The 19,136-nt window shown below is 61.9% G+C and carries 16 protein-coding genes; 13 read left to right on the top strand and 3 right to left on the bottom strand.

All coding sequences use genetic code 11. The features are described from left to right. Positions 1-145 precede the first annotated feature (145 nt). The 8 genes from I5S59_RS21960 to I5S59_RS21925 all read left to right on the top strand — a co-directional run bounded on the left by I5S59_RS21960 (position 146) and on the right by I5S59_RS21925 (position 9,474). Entirely contained in the window at positions 146-508 is a 363-nt protein-coding gene (locus tag I5S59_RS21960; protein WP_128322553.1) for a DUF5064 family protein, read from the top strand. 135 nt (positions 509-643) lie between these two features. Then, positions 644-2,152 carry a sigma-54-dependent transcriptional regulator gene (locus I5S59_RS21955; protein ID WP_197878453.1) on the top strand — a complete coding sequence of 503 codons (1,509 nt, stop codon included), beginning with the start codon at positions 644-646 and terminating at the stop codon, positions 2,150-2,152. 276 nt (positions 2,153-2,428) lie between these two features. Then, positions 2,429-2,812, top strand: coding sequence for a glycine cleavage system protein GcvH (gene gcvH, locus I5S59_RS21950; protein WP_197878452.1), 384 nt, complete (start codon positions 2,429-2,431; stop codon positions 2,810-2,812). Between the two features lie 10 nt (positions 2,813-2,822). Next, the gene (gene gcvP, locus I5S59_RS21945) at positions 2,823-5,678 is read left to right on the top strand and encodes an aminomethyl-transferring glycine dehydrogenase (RefSeq protein ID WP_197878451.1); all 2,856 of its coding nucleotides are present in this window, start codon (positions 2,823-2,825) and stop codon (positions 5,676-5,678) included. 120 nt (positions 5,679-5,798) lie between these two features. Continuing rightward, on the top strand, positions 5,799-7,175 hold the full coding sequence (locus I5S59_RS21940; RefSeq protein WP_197878450.1) for an L-serine ammonia-lyase: 1,377 nt from the start codon (positions 5,799-5,801) through the stop codon (positions 7,173-7,175). A gap of 28 nt (positions 7,176-7,203) precedes the next feature. Then, entirely contained in the window at positions 7,204-8,328 is a 1,125-nt protein-coding gene (gene gcvT / locus I5S59_RS21935; protein WP_197878449.1) for a glycine cleavage system aminomethyltransferase GcvT, read from the top strand. Positions 8,329-8,677: 349 nt separating this feature from the next. Then, entirely contained in the window at positions 8,678-8,890 is a 213-nt protein-coding gene (locus I5S59_RS21930; protein ID WP_010220199.1) for a cold-shock protein, read from the top strand. Between the two features lie 95 nt (positions 8,891-8,985). Next, positions 8,986-9,474: an RDD family protein gene (locus I5S59_RS21925; protein ID WP_197878448.1), complete on the top strand. Its 489-nt coding sequence runs from the start codon at positions 8,986-8,988 to the stop codon at positions 9,472-9,474. A 50-nt stretch (positions 9,475-9,524) separates the two neighbouring features. Here the strand turns inward: I5S59_RS21925 and lptG are convergent, their stop codons facing one another. Together lptG and lptF are read right to left on the bottom strand one after the other, a co-directional pair. Further along, entirely contained in the window at positions 9,525-10,586 is a 1,062-nt protein-coding gene (gene lptG / locus I5S59_RS21920) for an LPS export ABC transporter permease LptG (RefSeq protein WP_128322561.1), read from the bottom strand. Further along, complete coding sequence (gene lptF, locus I5S59_RS21915) at positions 10,579-11,694, bottom strand: LPS export ABC transporter permease LptF (protein WP_197878447.1); 1,116 nt, start codon at positions 11,692-11,694, stop codon at positions 10,579-10,581. The genes lptG and lptF overlap by 8 nt, the downstream gene beginning before the upstream one ends. 287 nt (positions 11,695-11,981) lie before the next feature. On the opposite strand from lptF, the gene I5S59_RS21910 reads away from it, so the two are divergent. The 5 genes from I5S59_RS21910 (at position 11,982) to rlmF (ending at position 18,401) form a co-directional block, all read left to right on the top strand. Further along, a complete protein-coding gene (locus I5S59_RS21910) occupies positions 11,982-13,475 on the top strand; it encodes a leucyl aminopeptidase (RefSeq protein WP_197878446.1) in 1,494 nt (497 codons plus the stop codon). Between the two features lie 51 nt (positions 13,476-13,526). Continuing rightward, on the top strand, positions 13,527-13,955 hold the full coding sequence (locus I5S59_RS21905) for a DNA polymerase III subunit chi (protein ID WP_197878445.1): 429 nt from the start codon (positions 13,527-13,529) through the stop codon (positions 13,953-13,955). Positions 13,956-13,960: 5 nt separating this feature from the next. After that, on the top strand, positions 13,961-14,320 hold the full coding sequence (locus I5S59_RS21900; RefSeq protein ID WP_197878444.1) for a DNA polymerase III subunit chi: 360 nt from the start codon (positions 13,961-13,963) through the stop codon (positions 14,318-14,320). A 129-nt stretch (positions 14,321-14,449) separates the two neighbouring features. Next, on the top strand, positions 14,450-17,296 hold the full coding sequence (locus tag I5S59_RS21895; protein WP_197878443.1) for a valine--tRNA ligase: 2,847 nt from the start codon (positions 14,450-14,452) through the stop codon (positions 17,294-17,296). A 142-nt stretch (positions 17,297-17,438) separates the two neighbouring features. Continuing rightward, positions 17,439-18,401 (top strand): 23S rRNA (adenine(1618)-N(6))-methyltransferase RlmF, encoded by a 963-nt coding sequence (gene rlmF, locus I5S59_RS21890; RefSeq protein WP_197878442.1) that lies wholly within the window; start codon positions 17,439-17,441, stop codon positions 18,399-18,401. Between the two features lie 50 nt (positions 18,402-18,451). On the opposite strand, the gene I5S59_RS21885 is transcribed toward rlmF, so the two are convergent. After that, positions 18,452-18,733, bottom strand: coding sequence for an HU family DNA-binding protein (locus I5S59_RS21885; RefSeq protein ID WP_009398256.1), 282 nt, complete (start codon positions 18,731-18,733; stop codon positions 18,452-18,454). Between the last annotated feature and the right edge of the window lie 403 nt (positions 18,734-19,136).

Raw genomic sequence — 19,136 nt, 5'->3', positions numbered from 1 at the left:
CCCCCCCCCCCCCCCCCCCCGCCTCTGGCTGGGGGGGTGGGTGGGGGGTTTTTTTTTTAACATCCCCGCCCTTTAAACCCCGACGTTTGTGGGTGGGGGGGCGCCCGGGGGGCCCCCCCGTTTCAACCCTCCAGAGGAGCCTGCCATGGCCACATTCAAACCCGGTGAATTGCACATTGAGCGCCATGCGCTGACCAAGGATGACGTCAGCTACGACATCACCCTCAATTACGAAGTCTTCACGGATCCGAGCAAAGGCAAAGGCATGCAGTTCACGATGCATGGCTCGATTCAAGGCAAAGACATGAAGGAGACGTTCTTCCTGCCCAAGGAGGAAGCCTATAACTTCGCCAGCAACGTCACGAAGATTGCCGAGAAATACGGTATTCCCAAGCACCTGAGCAACATCGGCTCCGTACACAAGCACTACGACCTGATGTTCGAAGATGTCCGCACACAGCTGAACATGAAATCGGGTGATCCGATCAAACCGGAACATTTCGAGTAGCCTTATCCCCCCATTCCCGAGCAAGCCCGTAACTGCCCACTCTCCCGCAGAAGCGGGCTTGTCTCACGATTCGACCGCAGCGCAGCCGCAAGGCATACTTGCCCACTTCGCCAGCCGTGAACCCTGCCCCGCCCCATGCGCATCCACGTCAGCTTCATCGACCGCGTCGGTATCACCCAGGAAGTACTGGCCCTGCTCGGTGCCCGCAACCTCAATCTGGATGCGGTGGAGATGGTCCCGCCCAACGTCTACATCGATGCCCCGACCCTGAGCCCGGCCGTGCTCGAAGAGCTCCACGACGCCTTGTTGAATGTGCATGGTGTGCAGTCGGTGCGGGTGGTCGATATCCTCCCTGGCCAGCGTCGCCACCTGCAACTCGATGCCCTGCTGGCCGCCATGAGCGACCCGGTGCTGGCACTGGACAGTGCCGGCCATGTGATCCTCGCCAACCCCGCGCTGATTGCCCTGTACGGTCAGGAACCAGGCGGCCTGTCCGTGGCGGAACTGTTCGACGACGCCGGCCTGCTGGCAACGCTGATCGAAAACGGCTTCCACCTGCCGATGCGCGAAGTGCTGCTCAACGGCCAGACGCTGCTGCTCGACGCGACGCCGATTACCAACGCCGGTGCCTTGCTGACCCTGTACTCGCCCAACCGCATCGGCGAGCGGCTGTCGGCGCTGCACCACGACCATGCCGAAGGGTTCGACGCACTGCTCGGCGACTCGCCCCCCATCCGCACCCTCAAGGCGCGGGCACTGAGGGTCGCGGCCCTGGACGCACCGCTGTTGATTCATGGCGAAACCGGTACCGGCAAAGAACTCGTGGCCCGTGCCTGTCATGCCATCAGCAGCCGCCACAATGCGCCGTTCCTGGCACTCAACTGCGCAGCACTGCCGGAAAACCTCGCCGAAAGCGAGCTGTTCGGTTACGCCCCCGGTGCCTTCACCGGAGCCCAGCGCGGCGGCAAACCCGGGTTGATGGAGCTGGCCAACCAGGGCACGGTGTTCCTCGACGAGATTGGCGAGATGTCACCGTACCTGCAGGCCAAGTTGCTGCGTTTTCTCAACGACGGCAGCTTTCGCCGGGTCGGTGGCGACCGCGAGGTCAAGGTCAACGTACGCATCCTCAGTGCCACCCACCGCGACCTGGAAAAAATGGTCGCCGACGGCAGCTTCCGCGAAGACCTGTTCTACCGTTTGAACGTGCTCAACCTGCAGGTGCCGCCGCTGCGCGATCGCGGCAAGGACATCCTGTTGCTGGCCGGCTACTTCATGCAGCAAGCCTGTACCCAGATTCAGCGCCCCTTGTGCCGCCTGGCGCCCGCCACCTACCCGGCGCTGCTCGACAACCGCTGGCCAGGCAACGTCAGGCAGCTGCAGAACGTCATTTTCCGTGCGGCGGCCATTTGCGAGGGCAACCTGGTGGACATCGGCGACCTGGATATCGCCGGCACCTCGGTGGCCCGCGATCACGGTGGTGAAATCGATAGCCTGGAACAGGCCGTTGAAGACTTCGAACGTGGCCTGCTGGAAAAACTCTACGCCAGCTACCCTTCCACCCGGCAACTGGCCAGCCGCCTGCAAACCTCCCACACCGCCATTGCCCACCGTCTGCGCAAATACGGCATTCCCGGCAAGGCCTGAAGACCATCGGCAGCCGTACTGAAATCAATACAGTGTAGCGATTTCAGTACAACGCATGCCGAGCCCTATCTGGCAAGGTTCTGATCCACTTGATCTTTTTTTCCAGCGCCCAGGTGTAGCGATATCGCTACACATATAAATTCTTCATGATCTGGATTTTTTATAAACCATTGATTTGTATTGATTTTTTATAATTGGCCGCGAAATTGCTAAGGAAACCGCAACTATCAGCGCTCAGTGCCGCACCTGAGCCACGCCTGTCCTTGAGGAGTTTCCATGAGCGAGTTGCGTTTTACCGAAGATCACGAATGGCTGCGTACCGAAGCTGACGGCAGCGTCACCGTCGGGATCACTGCCTTCGCTCAGAACGCCCTGGGCGACGTGGTTTATGTGCAACTGCCGGAGCTGCAGAGCTACGACCAGGGCGCCGAAGCCTCGACCGTCGAATCGGTGAAGGCTGCCAGCGGTGTGTACATGCCGCTGACGGGCGAAGTCGTCGAGGTCAACGACAAACTCGAAGGTAACCCTGAGCTGGTCAACGAAGACCCGCTGGGCGAAGGCTGGTTCTTCCGTTTCATCCCCACCGATGCCGGCGCAGTCGGGCAACTGCTCGACCAGGATGCCTACGACCGCCTGATCAAAGCCAACGCCGACGCCTGAGGAACCCACCATGACCATCAACCTCGGCACTGCCAACGAATTCATCGCCCGTCACATTGGCCCACGCCAGAACGACGAAGCGCACATGCTCGCCACCCTGGGCTTCGACTCCCTTGAGGCCATGAGCGCCGCCGTCATTCCTGACAGCATCAAAGGCACCAGCGTCCTTGAACTGGGCGACGGTCAAAGCGAAGCCGATGCCCTGGCCTCACTCAAGGCCATCGCCGGTAACAACCAGCTGTTCAAAAGCTTCATCGGCCAGGGTTACTACAACTGCCATACCCCGGCACCGATCCTGCGCAACCTCCTGGAAAACCCGGCCTGGTACACCGCTTACACCCCGTACCAGCCAGAAATCTCCCAAGGCCGCCTGGAAGCCTTGCTGAATTTCCAGACCCTGATCAGTGACCTCACCGGCCTGCCGATTGCCAACGCTTCGTTGCTCGACGAAGCCACCGCCGCTGCCGAAGCCATGACCTTCTGCAAGCGCCTGAGCAAGAACAAAGGCAGCCACGCCTTCTTCGCCTCCGCGCATTGCCACCCACAAACCCTCGACGTGCTGCGCACCCGTGCCGAGCCGCTGGGTATCGAAGTCGTGGTCGGTGATGAGCGCGAGCTCGATGATGTCAGCGCCTTTTTCGGCGCCCTGCTGCAATACCCTGCCAGCAATGGCGAAGTGTTCGACTACCGCGAACTGGTCGAGCGTTTCCACGCGGCCAATGCACTGGTAGCTGTTGCTGCCGACCTGCTGGCCCTGACCCTGCTGACCCCGCCGGGTGAGTTCGGTGCAGACGTGGCCATCGGCAGCGCGCAGCGTTTCGGTGTGCCGTTGGGCTTTGGTGGCCCACACGCGGCCTACTTCTCCACCCGCGATGCGTTCAAACGCGACATGCCTGGCCGCCTGGTCGGCGTGTCCATCGACCGTTTCGGCAAAACCGCCCTGCGTCTGGCCATGCAGACCCGCGAGCAACATATCCGCCGCGAGAAGGCCACCAGTAACATCTGCACCGCCCAGGTGCTGCTCGCCAACATCGCCAGTATGTATGCGGTCTACCACGGTCCGCAGGGTCTGAAACAGATCGCCGAGCGTACCCACGCCCTGACCGCGATCCTCGCTGCCGGTCTCAAGCAACTCGGCGTCAGCGTCGAAACCGCAGCGTTCTTCGACACCCTGAGCCTGGCCACCGGCGACGCTACCGCCAGCCTGCACGACAAGGCCCGCGCCCAGCGCCTGAACCTGCGCCAGATCGACGCCCGGCGCCTGGGCCTGTCGCTGGATGAAACCAGCACCCAGGCTGACGTCGAAGCGCTGTGGCAGCTGTTTGCCGACGGTAAAGCCGTACCTGCATTCAGCACCCTGGCTGCCAGCGTTCAGGCCCAGCTGCCTGTCGCCCTGCTGCGTCAGTCGGCAATTCTCGAGCACCCGGTATTCAACCGCTATCACAGCGAAACCGAGCTGATGCGCTACCTGCGCCGCCTGGCCGACAAGGACCTGGCGCTGGATCGCACCATGATTCCGCTGGGTTCGTGCACCATGAAGCTCAACGCCGCCAGCGAAATGATCCCGGTCACCTGGGCCGAGTTCGGCAACCTGCACCCCTTCGCTCCGGCCGAACAGAGCCAGGGCTACCAGCAACTGACCGACGAGCTGGAGGCCATGCTCTGCGCCGCCACCGGCTACGACGCCGTGTCGCTGCAGCCTAACGCCGGCTCCCAGGGCGAATACGCAGGCCTGTTGGCCATCCGCGCCTACCACATGAGCCGTGGCGACGCCCGCCGCGACATCTGCCTGATCCCGTCCTCGGCGCACGGCACCAACCCGGCAACGGCCCACATGGCCGGCATGCGCGTGGTAGTTACCGCCTGTGACGCCCGTGGCAACGTCGACATCGACGACCTGCGCGCCAAGGCGATCGAGCACCGCGAGCACCTCGCGGCACTGATGATCACCTACCCGTCGACCCACGGTGTATTCGAGGAAGCGATCGGTGAAATCTGCGCGATCATCCACGACAACGGCGGTCAGGTGTACATCGACGGCGCCAACATGAATGCCATGGTTGGCCTGTGCGCCCCGGGCAAGTTCGGCGGCGATGTCTCGCACCTGAACCTGCACAAGACCTTCTGCATTCCGCATGGCGGTGGCGGCCCGGGCGTCGGCCCGATTGGCGTCAAGTCGCACCTGGCGCCGTTCCTGCCAGGTCACGGGCACATGGAAAACAAACAAGGCGCGGTCTGCGCGGCACCGTTCGGCAGCGCCAGCATCCTGCCGATCACCTGGATGTATATCCGCATGATGGGCGGCGCCGGCCTCAAGCGTGCATCGCAGATGGCGATCCTCAATGCCAACTACATCGCCCGCCGCCTGGAAGAGCACTATCCTGTGTTGTACACCGGCAGCAACGGCCTGGTGGCTCACGAATGCATCCTCGACCTGCGCCCGCTCAAGGACACCAGCGGTATCAGCGTCGATGACGTGGCCAAGCGCCTGATCGACTTCGGTTTCCACGCCCCGACCATGTCATTCCCGGTGGCAGGTACGCTGATGATCGAGCCGACCGAGAGCGAGTCCCGGCAAGAGCTGGATCGCTTCTGCGATGCCATGATCCGCATCCGCGAAGAAATTCGTGCCGTGGAAAATGGCAGCCTGGACAAGGACGACAACCCGCTGAAGAACGCACCGCACACGGCGGCCGAAATCGCCGGTGAATGGAGCCATCCGTACAGCCGCGAACAGGCGGTATACCCATTGGCTACCTTGGTGGAAGGCAAGTACTGGCCACCGGTCGGTCGCGTCGACAACGTCTTTGGCGACCGCAACCTGGTTTGCGCCTGCCCGTCGATCGAGAGCTACCAGGACGTCTGAGTCCGGCTTTAGGGCCTCATCGCTGGCAAGGCCGGCTCCCACAGGTTCCGGGAACATTCAAGAACCTTGTGGGAGCCGGGCTTGCCGGCGAAGCCCCTCCCCAACAACGAGGGTACGACCATGTCACTCAGCGTCTTCGACCTGTTCAAGATCGGCATCGGCCCCTCCAGTTCCCACACCGTAGGCCCCATGCGCGCTGCCGCGCGCTTTGCTGAAGGCCTGCGGCGCGACGGCCTGCTGGCGGCAACGGTCAGTGTCAAGGCCGAACTCTACGGCTCGCTCGGTGCCACCGGCAAAGGCCACGGCAGCGACAAGGCCGTGCTGCTCGGCCTTGAAGGCGAGCATCCCGACAGTGTCGACACCGAAAGCATCCCCGCCCGCCTGCAGGTCATCCGCAGCACGGGACGGCTGAAGCTGTTAGGCGAACACGCCATCGAGTTCATCGAGAAGCAGCACCTGGCGATGATCCGCAAGCCGCTGGCCTATCACCCCAACGGCATGATCTTTCGTGCCTTCGACAGTGCCGGCCTGCAGATCCGCAGCCGCGAGTACTACTCGGTCGGCGGTGGATTCGTTGTCGATGAGGATGCCGCCGGTGCCGACCGTATCGTCGAAGACAGCACGGTGTTGCCCTACCCGTTCAAAACCGCCAAGGAACTGCTCGGCCATTGCACAGCGAACGGCCTAGCCATCAGTCAGATCATGCTGGCCAACGAGGCGGCGTGGCGTGCGGAACAGGAGACCCGCGAAGGCCTGCTGCGCATCTGGCAAGTCATGCAGGACTGCGTGGCGGCCGGCTGTCGCAACGAAGGTATCCTGCCCGGCGGGCTGAAGGTAAAACGCCGTGCCGCGGCGCTGTATCGCCAGCTGTGCAGCAACCCGGAAGCGAGCTTGCGTGACGCACTCTCGGTGCTGGACTGGGTCAACTTGTACGCCCTGGCAGTCAACGAAGAAAACGCCTTTGGCGGTCGGGTCGTCACCGCCCCCACCAATGGTGCCGCCGGCATCGTCCCGGCGGTATTGCACTACTACATGCGTTTCATCACGGGCGCCAATGAAGACGGCGTAGTGCGCTTTCTGCTCACGGCCGCCGCCATCGGCATCCTCTACAAGGAAAACGCCTCGATCTCCGGCGCCGAAGTCGGTTGCCAGGGCGAGGTAGGGGTAGCGTGCTCGATGGCTGCCGGTGCCCTGTGCGAGGTGATGGGCGGCAGTGTGCAGCAAGTCGAAAACGCAGCGGAAATCGGCATGGAACACAACCTCGGCCTGACCTGCGACCCGATAGGCGGGCTGGTTCAGGTGCCCTGCATCGAGCGCAACGCCATGGGCTCGGTCAAGGCGATCAACGCGGTGCGCATGGCCCTGCGCGGCGACGGACAGCATTTCGTCTCCCTCGACAAGGTCATCCGCACCATGCGCCAGACCGGCGCCGACATGAAAAGCAAATACAAGGAGACCGCCCGCGGCGGTCTGGCCGTCAACATCATTGAATGCTGACACCCTCTCAAGCCCCAAGGAGTCATCAATGTCCACCGAAACACTGCACAAGACCCCGCTGCATGCCCTGCACCTGGAACTGGGCGCGCGCATGGTGCCGTTCGCCGGCTACGACATGCCGGTCCAGTACCCGCTGGGCGTGATGAAGGAGCACCTGCACAGCCGTGAACAGGCCGGCCTGTTCGATGTCTCGCACATGGGGCAGATCCGCCTGAGCGGCGCCAACGCCGCCAAGGCCCTGGAAACCCTGGTGCCGGTCGACATCATCGACCTGCCGGTGGGCATGCAACGCTACGCCATGTTCACCAACGAACACGGCGGCATCCTCGACGACCTGATGGTCGCCAACCTGGGCAACAACGAACTGTTCCTGGTGGTCAACGCTGCCTGCAAGGACCAGGACCTGGCACACCTGCGTCAGCACATCGGCGACCAGTGCCAGATCCAGCCGCTGTTCGAAGAGCGCGCCCTGCTGGCCCTGCAAGGCCCTGCCGCGGTCACCGTGCTGGCGCGCCTGGCCCCGGAAGTGGCAACGATGACCTTCATGCAGTTCCAGCCCGTGCAACTGCTGGGCGCTGATTGCTACGTCAGCCGCTCGGGCTACACCGGTGAAGACGGTTTCGAGATTTCGGTACCGGCCGACAAGGCCGAAGCCCTGGCGCGCCGCCTGCTGGCCGAACCTGAAGTCGCCGCCATCGGCCTTGGTGCACGCGACTCGCTGCGCCTGGAAGCCGGTCTGTGCCTGTATGGCCACGACATGAATACCCAGACCACGCCGATCGAAGCCAGCCTGCTGTGGGCCATCTCCAAGGTACGTCGTGCCGATGGCGCCCGCGCCGGTGGTTTCCCGGGTGCCGAGCAGGTCTTCGCCCAGCAGCAAAATGGCGTAGCACGCAAGCGTGTCGGTTTGCTGCCCCAGGAACGTACGCCGGTGCGCGAAGACGCCGAGATTGTGGACGAAGCCGGCACGGTGATCGGTAAAGTCTGCAGCGGTGGTTTCGGCCCGACGCTGGCAGGTCCTGTTGCAATGGGTTATCTGGACACTGCTTACACCGCACTGGAAACACCGGTCTGGGCGATAGTGCGTGGCAAGCGCGTAGCCATGAAAGTCAGCAAGATGCCATTCGTTGCCCAGCGCTATTATCGCGGCTGAATCGTTAGTTGAAACAAAGTGTCATATCGCGTTCGGGTTTTCGAATCCGAACGCGTTTTATAACTTTCGAAAAACGCCGTAACGCTGTTTGGAATGAGCAGCAAAGAATCGACCCAGCGGCCGCTAAAAGGTAGAGCCGGGGCGGCTTTCAGGGCTTGTTTTTTTTCACAGAGTTAGCGTAGAGTCACTGCACTGTGTTTGCATGGGTCGCAATGGTTCGTGACCTGGGCAGTAGCGCTGAGATTTGCTACAACCCGTTCGACGTCTCTTACTTTCCTGCAACCCAGCCCAGTACTCTTTCATTTGGAAGAAGCTGTTACTAATTCTAAGTTTCAAAGGAAATAAGACAATGTCCCAACGTCAGAGCGGTACCGTCAAGTGGTTTAACGACGAGAAAGGTTTTGGTTTCATCACTCCAGAAAGCGGTCCGGATCTGTTCGTACACTTCCGCGCTATCCAGGGTAACGGCTTCAAGAGCCTGAAAGAAGGCCAGAAAGTCACCTTCATCGCCGTGCAAGGCCAGAAAGGCATGCAGGCTGACGAAGTTATCGCGGAAGCCTGATTCCCGATATAAAAAGCCCCTGCTGGCAACAGCAGGGGCTTTTTTATGCGCGCAATTCCGTAGAATGGGCGTTTTGCCCAAGGAGGGCCCCGTGTATGCCCAAGCCGTTGTTGCAGCCCCAGGGTGAGTTTCCCGCCGTCGGTTTCGGTCGACGCCTGGCCGCGATGTTCTATGACTTCCTGCTATGCACCGCCCTGCTGATCGTCACCGCAGGCGTGTACAAGATGATCCAGATGGCGATCATCGGCGAAACACGCATGCGTGCGCTGACGGAATCCGGCGCGCTGGATGGCGACCCGTTGCTGTCGACCCTCCTGTTGTTCGCCCTGTTCGGCTTCTTCGCCAAATTCTGGACCCATGGTGGCCAGACCCTGGGCATGCAGGTCTGGGGCATTCGTGTGCAGAACGCCGATGGCAGCGCCATCAACCTGTGGCAAGCGCTGCTGCGCTTTGTGGTGTCGATTGCTTCGTGGCTGTGCCTGGGCCTGGGTTTCTTCTGGGCGCTGATCGACAAGCGCAAGCGCAGCTGGCACGACATGTATTCCGATAGCCAGCTGGTCCAACTGCCCAAACGCAAGAAGTAACTGCCACAAAAAAGCCGACCCTGAGGTCGGCTTTTTATTTGCACTGACGGTTATCCCGCCCGACGCAGCATCCACAAACCGGCAAACGCACAGATCGCCGCCGGTATCACCACCGCCAGCAGCGGCGGAAAGCCGAACACCTGGCTAGATGGCCCGAGCAGGTCCTGGCCGATACGGAAGACAAAACCTACCAGAACGCCGGTGAACACACGCTGCCCCAGGGTAACCGAACGCAACGGGCCGAAGATGAACGAGATGGCCATCAACACCAGCGCTGCCGTCACCATCGGCTGCAGGACCTTGGTCCAGAAAGCCAGCCAGTAGCGTGAGTTGTTCAGGCCCTGGTCGGACAGATAGTGGATGTAGTCCCACAGGCCAGTGATCGACAGCGACTCGGGGGCCATGACCACGGTATTGAGCAGTTGCGGGGTAACGGTTACGTCCCAGCGCTCAACAGGCGTTTTGATGATTTCGGTGTGATCGCCACGGAAATGCGTGGTGGTCACGTCGCTCAGCTGCCAGTGGTCTTCCTGGTACTGGCCACGACGAGCAAAGCTTGAGGTCAGCAGATGGCGCTCGTTGTCGAACCGGTAACGGGTGACACCGTACAGCAGGCCGTTGGGCTGCACAGAGTTGATGTGCACGAACTCATCGCCCTGACGGTGCCACATACCGCGCTTGGAGCTTTGCGCATCGCCGCTGCCCTGCGCCAGAGAACGGTCGGCCTGGGCCTTGTTCTCGGTCGCCGGAGCAACGTATTCACCGATCAGGATACCGGCCAGCATCAGCACCAGCATCGGCTTCATCACCGCCCAGACGATACGGCCGATGGAAACCCCGGCGGCGCGCATGATGGTCAGTTCACTGCTGCTGGCCAGGCTGCCCAGGCCGATCAGGCAACCGATCAGGGCGGCCATCGGCAGCATGTCGTAAAGACGGCGAGGCGCAGTCAACAGGACAAAGTTACCGGCATCCATAAGGGTGTACTGGTCGGTGATGTCACCCATCTCATCGATGAAGGCAAACAGCGACGCCAGCCCGAGGATAATCCCCAGCACGGCAAGAATGGCCACCAGCACGCTCTTGCCGATGTAGCGGTCGAGCTTAACCATGGGCCACCTCCGCACGACGCGCGGCACGCTTGAGGCGTAGCGGCTCCCAGTACATCAGCCCGAGGCCGATCATCAGGAACAGGCCATGGACCCACCAGATGCCCAGACCGATCGGCAACTTGCCTTTCTCCAGGGCACCACGCACGGCAATCAGCATTGTCAGGTACGCCATATACAGAAGAATCGCCGGCAACAGCTTGAGGAAGCGGCCCTGGCGAGGGTTGACGCGCGACAGCGGCACTGCCATCAGGGTGACTACGAACACCAGCAACGGCAACGACAGGCGCCATTGCAATTCGGCACGTTCGCGCAAGTTAGTGCTGCCGATCAGCTCGGACGTCGGGATGGCCTCACGGTCGGTGATCTCTTCACTGACCTCAGGCTTGGGCAGCAACACACCGTAGGTGTCGTACTTGATGGCCCGATAATCGGCCTGGCCCGGATTACCGTCATAGCGGTAGCCGTTTTCCAGAATCAGGTAGCGGTTGCCGTCGGCACCGATCTCCTGACGCCCTTTCTCAGCGACCAGCACCGAAGGTGCACGCTCTTTGGTCTTGTCCTGGGAAAAGCGCTTTTCGGAAATGAACACACCGGCCAGGTTGGCGCGGTCTTCAGACAGCTGCTCGGTGTAGGTCACGCGGGAACCGTCGCGCAAGGTCTGGAAGCGACCCGGCACCAAGGTATCGAATTCGGTCAGGGCGTCCTGCTGGTTGATGATCTGGGCGACCTGGGTCACGCCCTGAGGCGCCAGGCCCAGGCTCAACCAGGCAACCAGCGCGGCGACCAGGGCGGCCGGCGCCATGGTCATGCCCAGCAGGCGTTGCTGGCTCATGCCGGTGGCCGACAGCACGGTCATCTCGCTTTCCAGGTACAGGCGACCGTAGGCCAGCAGAATGCCGAGGAACAACCCCAGTGGCAGGATCAGCTGCAAGAACCCTGGCAGGCGATACCCCATGATCAGGAACAACACGCCTGGGTCAAGGATGCCCTGGGCGGCCTGAGCCAGGTATTTGATGAAGCGCCCGCTCATGATGATCACCAGCAGCACGGCGCTGACGGCACTCAAGGTCAACAGGACCTCGCGGGACAGATAACGGAAGACAATCAAACCAGACACTCCTGGGTTGTCAGGCTCGGACAGCCAAACAAGAAATCCATAACAGCCAAGATAGTTGCCTGCTCGCCAGAAGCGAACCGGCACAAAAGTTGGCGCATTATCCTGTGATTGGCCGTGCCTGTCACTGGCGACGCACAATGCTTCATTAATGGGGTTGTCAGGGCGGTCCGGGCAGGCTCAAACTGGCAGCTTTATCACTGGTACGCGATCACGCGGCCAGCTCGCCTGACGTGCCTGCACAGACAGCGCGCAAAGACAGATCATTCGGGGACCCTGACATGGAACTGGTTGTAAAAAGCGTAGCCGCTGCATCCTTGAAAACCGCCACGCTGGTGCTCGCCGTCGGCGAGGGCCGCAAACTCGGCGCCAGCGCCAAGGCCGTCGACGATGCCAGCAACGGTGCCCTGAGCGCCGTGCTCAAGCGTGGCGACCTGACCGGCAAGCTCGGCCAGACCCTGCTGCTGCAAGGCCTGCCTGCTATCAAAGCCGAGCGCGTGCTGCTGGTCGGCGTCGGCAAAGAGGCAGAGCTGGGTGACCGCAGCTGGCGCAAAGTGGTTGCCGCAGTCCTGGCCGTACTCAAAGGCATCAATGGCAGCGATGCGGTACTGGCGCTGGACGACGTCGCCATTACCGGCCGCGATGCGTTCTACGGCAAAACGCGCCTGCTGGCCGAAACCCTGCTCGACGGCGAGTATGTGTTCGACCAGTTCAAGAGCAAGAAGGCCGAACCTCGCGCCCTGAAGAAAGTCACCCTGCTGGCCGACAAGGCCGGCGCCGCCGACGTCGAGCGCGCGGTCAAGCATGCCGCTGCGATTGCCGCCGGCATGAGCTTCACCCGCGATCTGGGCAACCTGCCACCAAACGTCTGCCACCCAAGCTACCTGGCCGAACAGGCCAAGGGCCTGGGCAAGGCCTACAAGGGCCTCAAGGTCGAGGTGCTGGACGAGAAAAAGATCAAGGAACTGGGCATGGGCGCGTTCTACGCCGTTGGCCAGGGCAGCGACCAGCCACCTCGCCTGATCGTCATGAGCTACCAGGGCGGCAAGAAGTCCGAGAAGCCATTCGTACTGGTCGGCAAGGGCATCACCTTCGACACCGGTGGCATCAGCCTCAAGCCGGGTGCCGGCATGGATGAAATGAAGTTCGACATGGGCGGTGCGGCCAGCGTTTTCGGCACCCTGCGCGCCGTGCTCGAACTGCAGCTGCCGATCAACCTGGTGTGTTTGCTGGCCTGTGCCGAGAACATGCCAAGCGGCGGCGCCACCCGTCCGGGCGACATCGTGACCACCATGAGCGGGCAGACTGTCGAGATCCTCAACACCGACGCCGAAGGCCGCCTGGTGCTGTGCGACACCCTGACCTACGCCGAGCGCTTCAAGCCGCAAGCAGTGATCGACATTGCCACCCTGACCGGTGCCTGCATCGTTGCCCTCGGCAGCCACACGTCGGGCCTGATGGGCAACAACGACGAACTGGTGGGCCAGCTGCTCGACGCCGGCAAGCGTGCCGACGACCGTGCCTGGCAATTGCCGCTGTTTGACGAGTACCAGGAACAACTGGACAGCCCGTTCGCCGACATCGCCAACATCGGCGGGCCGAAAGCCGGCAGCATCACCGCCGGTTGCTTCCTGTCGCGCTTTGCCAAGGCCTATAACTGGGCGCACCTGGACATCGCCGGCACAGCCTGGATCAGCGGCGGCAAAGACAAGGGCGCCACCGGCCGCCCGGTCCCGCTGCTGACCCAGTACCTGCTCGACCGTGCCAATGCCTGAGTGATTGCCGGCCAGTCACGGGTTAAGGCGTGACTGGCCGGCAGGCTAACCATGAGCAAAGTCGACTTCTACATTCTGCCCAGCGACGCGCCCTCGGCGCGCCTGGATTTCGCCTGCAAACTCTGCGACAAGGCCTGGCGCATGGGGCATCAGGTTTACCTGCATTGCACCGATGCCGCCCAGCGCGACGAACTGGATGCCCGCCTGTGGGCCTTCAAGGGCGAGGCGTTCGTGCCGCACAACGGTGCAGAAGAGCAGCCCCAGGGCAGCGTGGTACTGGGCCTGGGCGACGATCCCGGCGGCCATCAGGACCTGCTGATCAACCTTGACCTCAAGGTTCCGCCCTTCGCCGCGCGCTTTGCCCGTATCGCCGAGATCGTGGTCGAGGAGCCGACGATTCGCCAGGCCGCCCGAGAGAGTTTCCGTTTCTACCGCGAACAGGGCTATGCTCTGCAAGATCACCGCTTACAGCGACTCTGAAGACAATGGACAAACCCACTCCCCTGCCCCAGTCCGCGCACCTGCTGGACGACCTTGAGTCGATCCGCCAATTGCTGGGGGACGATTCCCTTGAACCGCCTTTGCTGACCGACACCGTCGAGGAGCAGATTCCACTGCTGCTCGAAGAAGCCGAGCCCGCACCAGCAGCCGTGGCGCAGCCAGTCGCCGAAACGCCTGTAGACCCGCAGGCCAAGCGCCAGGAGCTGCTGTTGCACCTGGACAGCGAACTGCGCGCAGCGGCGCAATCGATCATGCAGGATGTGATCAACGACTTTACCCCACACATCGAGAACGAGATCAAGCGTCGCCTTGATGCCCGGCTCGAACGCCTGCTCAATCCGTAAACCACCCCCGCCTTCAAGTGACAAGCCAGCGCCGTGCGGCGCTCTGTGCTTGCAGCTTGTCGCTTGAAGCTTGCCGCTTCGTTATACTCTCCGGCTTTCCTGAATAAATGCCATAGGGTCCCGCCGCGCATGGATAAGACCTACCAGCCGCACGCTATTGAAACTTCCTGGTACAACACCTGGGAGTCCGAGAATTATTTCGCTCCGCAAGGCGCGGGCGATTCCTACACCATCATGATTCCGCCGCCGAACGTCACCGGCAGCCTGCACATGGGCCATGGCTTCAACAACGCGATCATGGACGCCTTGATCCGTTTCCGCCGCATGCAAGGCCGCAACACCTTGTGGCAGCCAGGTACCGACCACGCCGGTATCGCCACCCAGATGCTCGTCGAGCGTCAGCTTGAGGCCAAGGGCCAGAGCCGCCACGACCTGGGTCGCGAGAAGTTCCTGGAGAAGGTCTGGGAGTGGAAGGACCAGTCCGGTGGCAACATCAGCCGCCAGATTCGCCGCCTGGGCTCGTCGGTAGACTGGAGCCGCGAGCGTTTCACTATGGACGACGGCCTGTCCGAAGCGGTCAAGGAAGCCTTCGTGCGCCTGCACGAGGACGGCCTGATCTACCGCGGCAAGCGTCTGGTCAACTGGGACACCAAGCTGCACACGGCGATCTCCGACCTCGAAGTGGAAAACCATGACGAGAAGGGCCACCTGTGGAACCTGCGCTACCCACTGGCTGACGGCGCCAAGACCGCCGACGGCAAAGACTACCTGATCGTTGCCACCACCCGTCCGGAAACCATGCTCGGCGACGCCGCCGTGGCCGTGAACCCGGAAGACGAACGCTACAAGGCACTGATCGGCAAGTTCGTCGAACTGCCGCTGGTTGGCCGCCGCATCCCGATCATCGCCGACGACTACTGTGACCCCGAGTTCGGTACCGGCTGTGTGAAGATCACCCCGGCTCACGACTTCAACGACTATGAAGTCGGCAAGCGCCACAACCTGCCGCTGCTGAACATCTTCGACAAGAACGCCTTCGTGCTGCCGGCCGCACAGGTGTTCAACCTCGACGGCCGCGTCAACGAAAGCATCGACGCCACCCTGCCTGCGCAGTACGCCGGTCTCGCCCGCTTTGTTGCCCGCAAGCAGATCGTTGCCGACTTCGACGCCGCCGGCCTGCTGGTCAGCGTCGACGACCACGCCCTGAAAGTACCGAAAGGTGACCGCTCCGGCACCATCATCGAGCCATGGCTGACCGACCAGTGGTACGTTTCGACCAAACCCCTGGCTGAACCGGCCATTGCTGCGGTCGAAGATGGCCGCATCCAGTTCGTGCCCAAGCAGTACGAGAACATGTATTTCTCCTGGATGCGCGACATCCAGGACTGGTGCATCAGCCGCCAACTGTGGTGGGGCCACCGTATTCCGGCCTGGTACGACGAGTCCGGCAAGGTTTACGTCGGCCGCAGCGAAGAAGAAGTCCGTGCCAAGCACAACCTCGGTGCCGACGTGGTCCTGAACCAGGACAACGACGTGCTCGACACCTGGTTCAGCTCCGGCCTGTGGACCTTCTCTACCCTGGGCTGGCCGCAGCAGACCGAGTTCCTCAAGACCTTCCACTCCACCGACGTACTGGTCACCGGTTTCGACATCATTTTCTTCTGGGTCGCCCGGATGATCATGCTGACCATGCACCTGGTGAAGAACGAAGACGGCACTCCGCAAGTGCCGTTCAAGACGGTCTACGTCCACGGCCTGGTACGTGACGGCCAGGGCCAGAAGATGTCCAAGTCCAAGGGCAACGTCCTTGACCCGCTGGACATCGTCGACGGCATCACCCTCGACGCGCTGCTGGAGAAACGCACCAGCGGCATGATGCAGCCAAAGCTTGCCGAGAAAATCGCCAAACAGACCAAGGCAGAGTTCCCGGAAGGTATCGCCAGCTACGGCACCGACGCCCTGCGCTTCACCTTCTGCTCGCTGGCCTCCACCGGTCGCGACATCAAGTTCGACATGGGCCGCGTCGAAGGCTATCGCAACTTCTGCAACAAGATCTGGAACGCCGCACGTTACGTGCTGGACAAGGGCGAAGACTGCGGCCAGAACGGCGAAGCCTACGAGCTGTCGCTGGCGGATCGCTGGATCATCTCCCAGCTGCAACGCACCGAAGCCGAAGTCACCCGTCAGCTTGAGCAGTTCCGCTTCGACCTGGCCGCCCAGGCGCTCTACGAGTTCATCTGGAACCAGTACTGCGACTGGTACCTGGAGCTGTCCAAGCCTGTGCTGTGGGACGAGAACGCCCCGGTCGAACGTGCCCGCGGCACCCGTCGCACCCTGGTGCGCGTGCTTGAAGTGGCGCTGCGCCTGGCGCATCCGTTCATGCCGTTCATCACCGAAGAAATCTGGCAACGCCTGGCGCCGCTGGCTGGCGCACAAGGCAAGACCATCATGCTGCAACCGTGGCCGGTGGCCAACGAAAGCCGCATCGATGCCGCTGCCGAAGGCGATATCGAATGGCTCAAGGAGCTGATGCTCGGCGTGCGCAACATCCGCGGCGAAATGAACATCGGCCCGGGCAAGCCACTGCAACTGTTCCTCAAGAACGCCAGCGCCGAAGACCAGCGCCGCCTGCAGGAAAACGAAGCGCTGCTGAAAAAGCTGGCGAAGATCGAATCCTTCACCGTGCTGGGCGAACAGGACGAAGCACCGCTGAGCGCCACCGCTCTGGTCGGTGACCTGCAAGTACTGGTACCGATGGCCGGTCTGATCGATAAAGATGCCGAGCTCGCGCGCCTGAGCAAGGAAATCCAGCGCCTGCAGGGCGAGGTCCAGCGGGTGGGGGGCAAGCTGTCCAACGCGGCCTTCGTCGACAAGGCACCGCCTGCGGTGATCGACAAGGAACGCGCCAAGCTGGCCGAAGCCGAACAGGCCCTGGCCAACTTCACCGAGCAGCACGCGCGGATTGCCGCACTGTAACGACCGCTGACTGTAGGAGCCGGCTTGCCGGCGATGGACTGCATCAACAGTCCCCATGCGGCAGTCGCGACAGCGGTTAATCGCCGGCAAGCCAGCTCCTACGGGAGCACGGCTTGCCGGCGATGTTTTTTACAGGACAGACATGACCACACCGAGCAAACCGACCCTGCACCCGCGCAACCGCCACCAGGGCCGCTACAACTTTCCCGAGCTGATCAAAAGCAGCCCCGACCTGGGCCGGTTCATGATCACCAACCCCCATGGCAAGCCGAGCATCGACTTTGCCAACCCCGACGCCGTGCGGGTGTTCAACCGTGCCCTGCTCAAGGCCCAGTACGGCATCCAGCACTGGGATATCCCGGCCGACTACCTGTGCCCGCCGATTCCAGGCCGCGCCGACTACATCCACGTCGCCGCCGACCTGCTCGCCCTTGATAACAACGGTGAAATCCCCCGCGGAGCCCAGGTGCGCGCCCTGGACATCGGCGTCGGTGCCAACTGCATCTACCCGCTGCTGGGCCATAGCGACTACCGCTGGCGCTTTCTTGGCTCGGACATCGACAGCACGGCCCTGGCCGCTGCCAAGGCCATCGTTCAGGCCAACGGCCTGGATAAAGCCATCAGCCTGCGCCAGCAAAGCAACCGCAAGCACATCCTCCTCGGCCTGCTCAAAGACGACGAGCGCTACGACCTGACCCTGTGCAACCCGCCCTTCCACGCCTCGCGCGAAGAGGCCACCCGTGGCAGCCAGCGCAAGTGGCGCGCCCTGGGCAAAGCCGACCCCAAGCGCAAGTTGCCGGTGCTGAACTTTGGCGGGCAGAACAATGAGCTGTGGTGCGAAGGCGGTGAAATCCGCTTTGTCAGCCAGCTGGTTGCAGAAAGTGCTGCACTTGGCCAGCAGGTGCTGTGGTTCACCTCGCTGGTGTCCAAGGCTTCCAACCTGCCGGGCATCCAGGCTGCGTTGAAGAAGGCTGGCGCTACCGACCTGCACGTCGTCGAGATGGGCCAGGGACAGAAACAGAGCCGCATGGTGGCCTGGACCTTCCAGGATGCCAATGCCCGCCAGGTGTGGCGCCAGCAACGCTGGGCCAGCCAGAAGGCATAAAAAAACCGCGTCCGGGCAACCCGGCCGCGGTTTTTTCGAACTGCTTACAATTACTTGTTAACAGCGTCGGTCAGCACTTTGGCTGGCACGAACTTGACGACTTTCTTGGCAGCGATTTCGATGGCAGCGCCAGTCGAAGGGTTGCGGCCGGTACGGGCAGGACGCTCGGTGATTTTCAGCTTGCCAATGCCTGGCAGAGTGATTTCGCTGCCATTTTCCAGTTGATCAGCAACGATCTGACCCAGCTGCTCCAGAGCGTTACGCGCGGTGGTTTTCGGCGCGTCGATAGCTTCGGCGATGTCGGCGATCAGTTGGTCTTTGGTCAATGCCATGGTGGTGTTCCTTCCCTATCAATTCAGTGAGTATGCAGAGTGCTGCGTCAGTCATCGAGCCAGACCTGCGGGAAACCGGCGGTCCAGTGTTAAAACCCTGTCAATCGCGTATGTAGATACGCAAAACAGCGTTTGGTTCGACGCGACGCGAGCGACCTGCCAGCAATGCGCCACACACGGGGCGCAAGACCGGGCAAAACTACCACAGGAACGGATAAATATCCGCTGCTGGCAGGGCAAATCTTCAGGTTTTTCGGGGCTTTGAACGAAAAAACGCAAAAAACTGAACAAAAAACGAACAACCGACATTTCTGCCAACATCTGGCCGCAGAATCACCTCCTGCCTGAGGTACACTTGCCGACTTTGCAACGCGGCCTGCACCGCCCATTTTCAACCGAGAAT

It is taken from the genome of Pseudomonas alkylphenolica, assembly GCF_016009175.1.
Classification (GTDB): domain Bacteria; phylum Pseudomonadota; class Gammaproteobacteria; order Pseudomonadales; family Pseudomonadaceae; genus Aquipseudomonas; species Aquipseudomonas alkylphenolica_B.
This window is presented reverse-complemented; position numbering and strand designations above follow the sequence as displayed.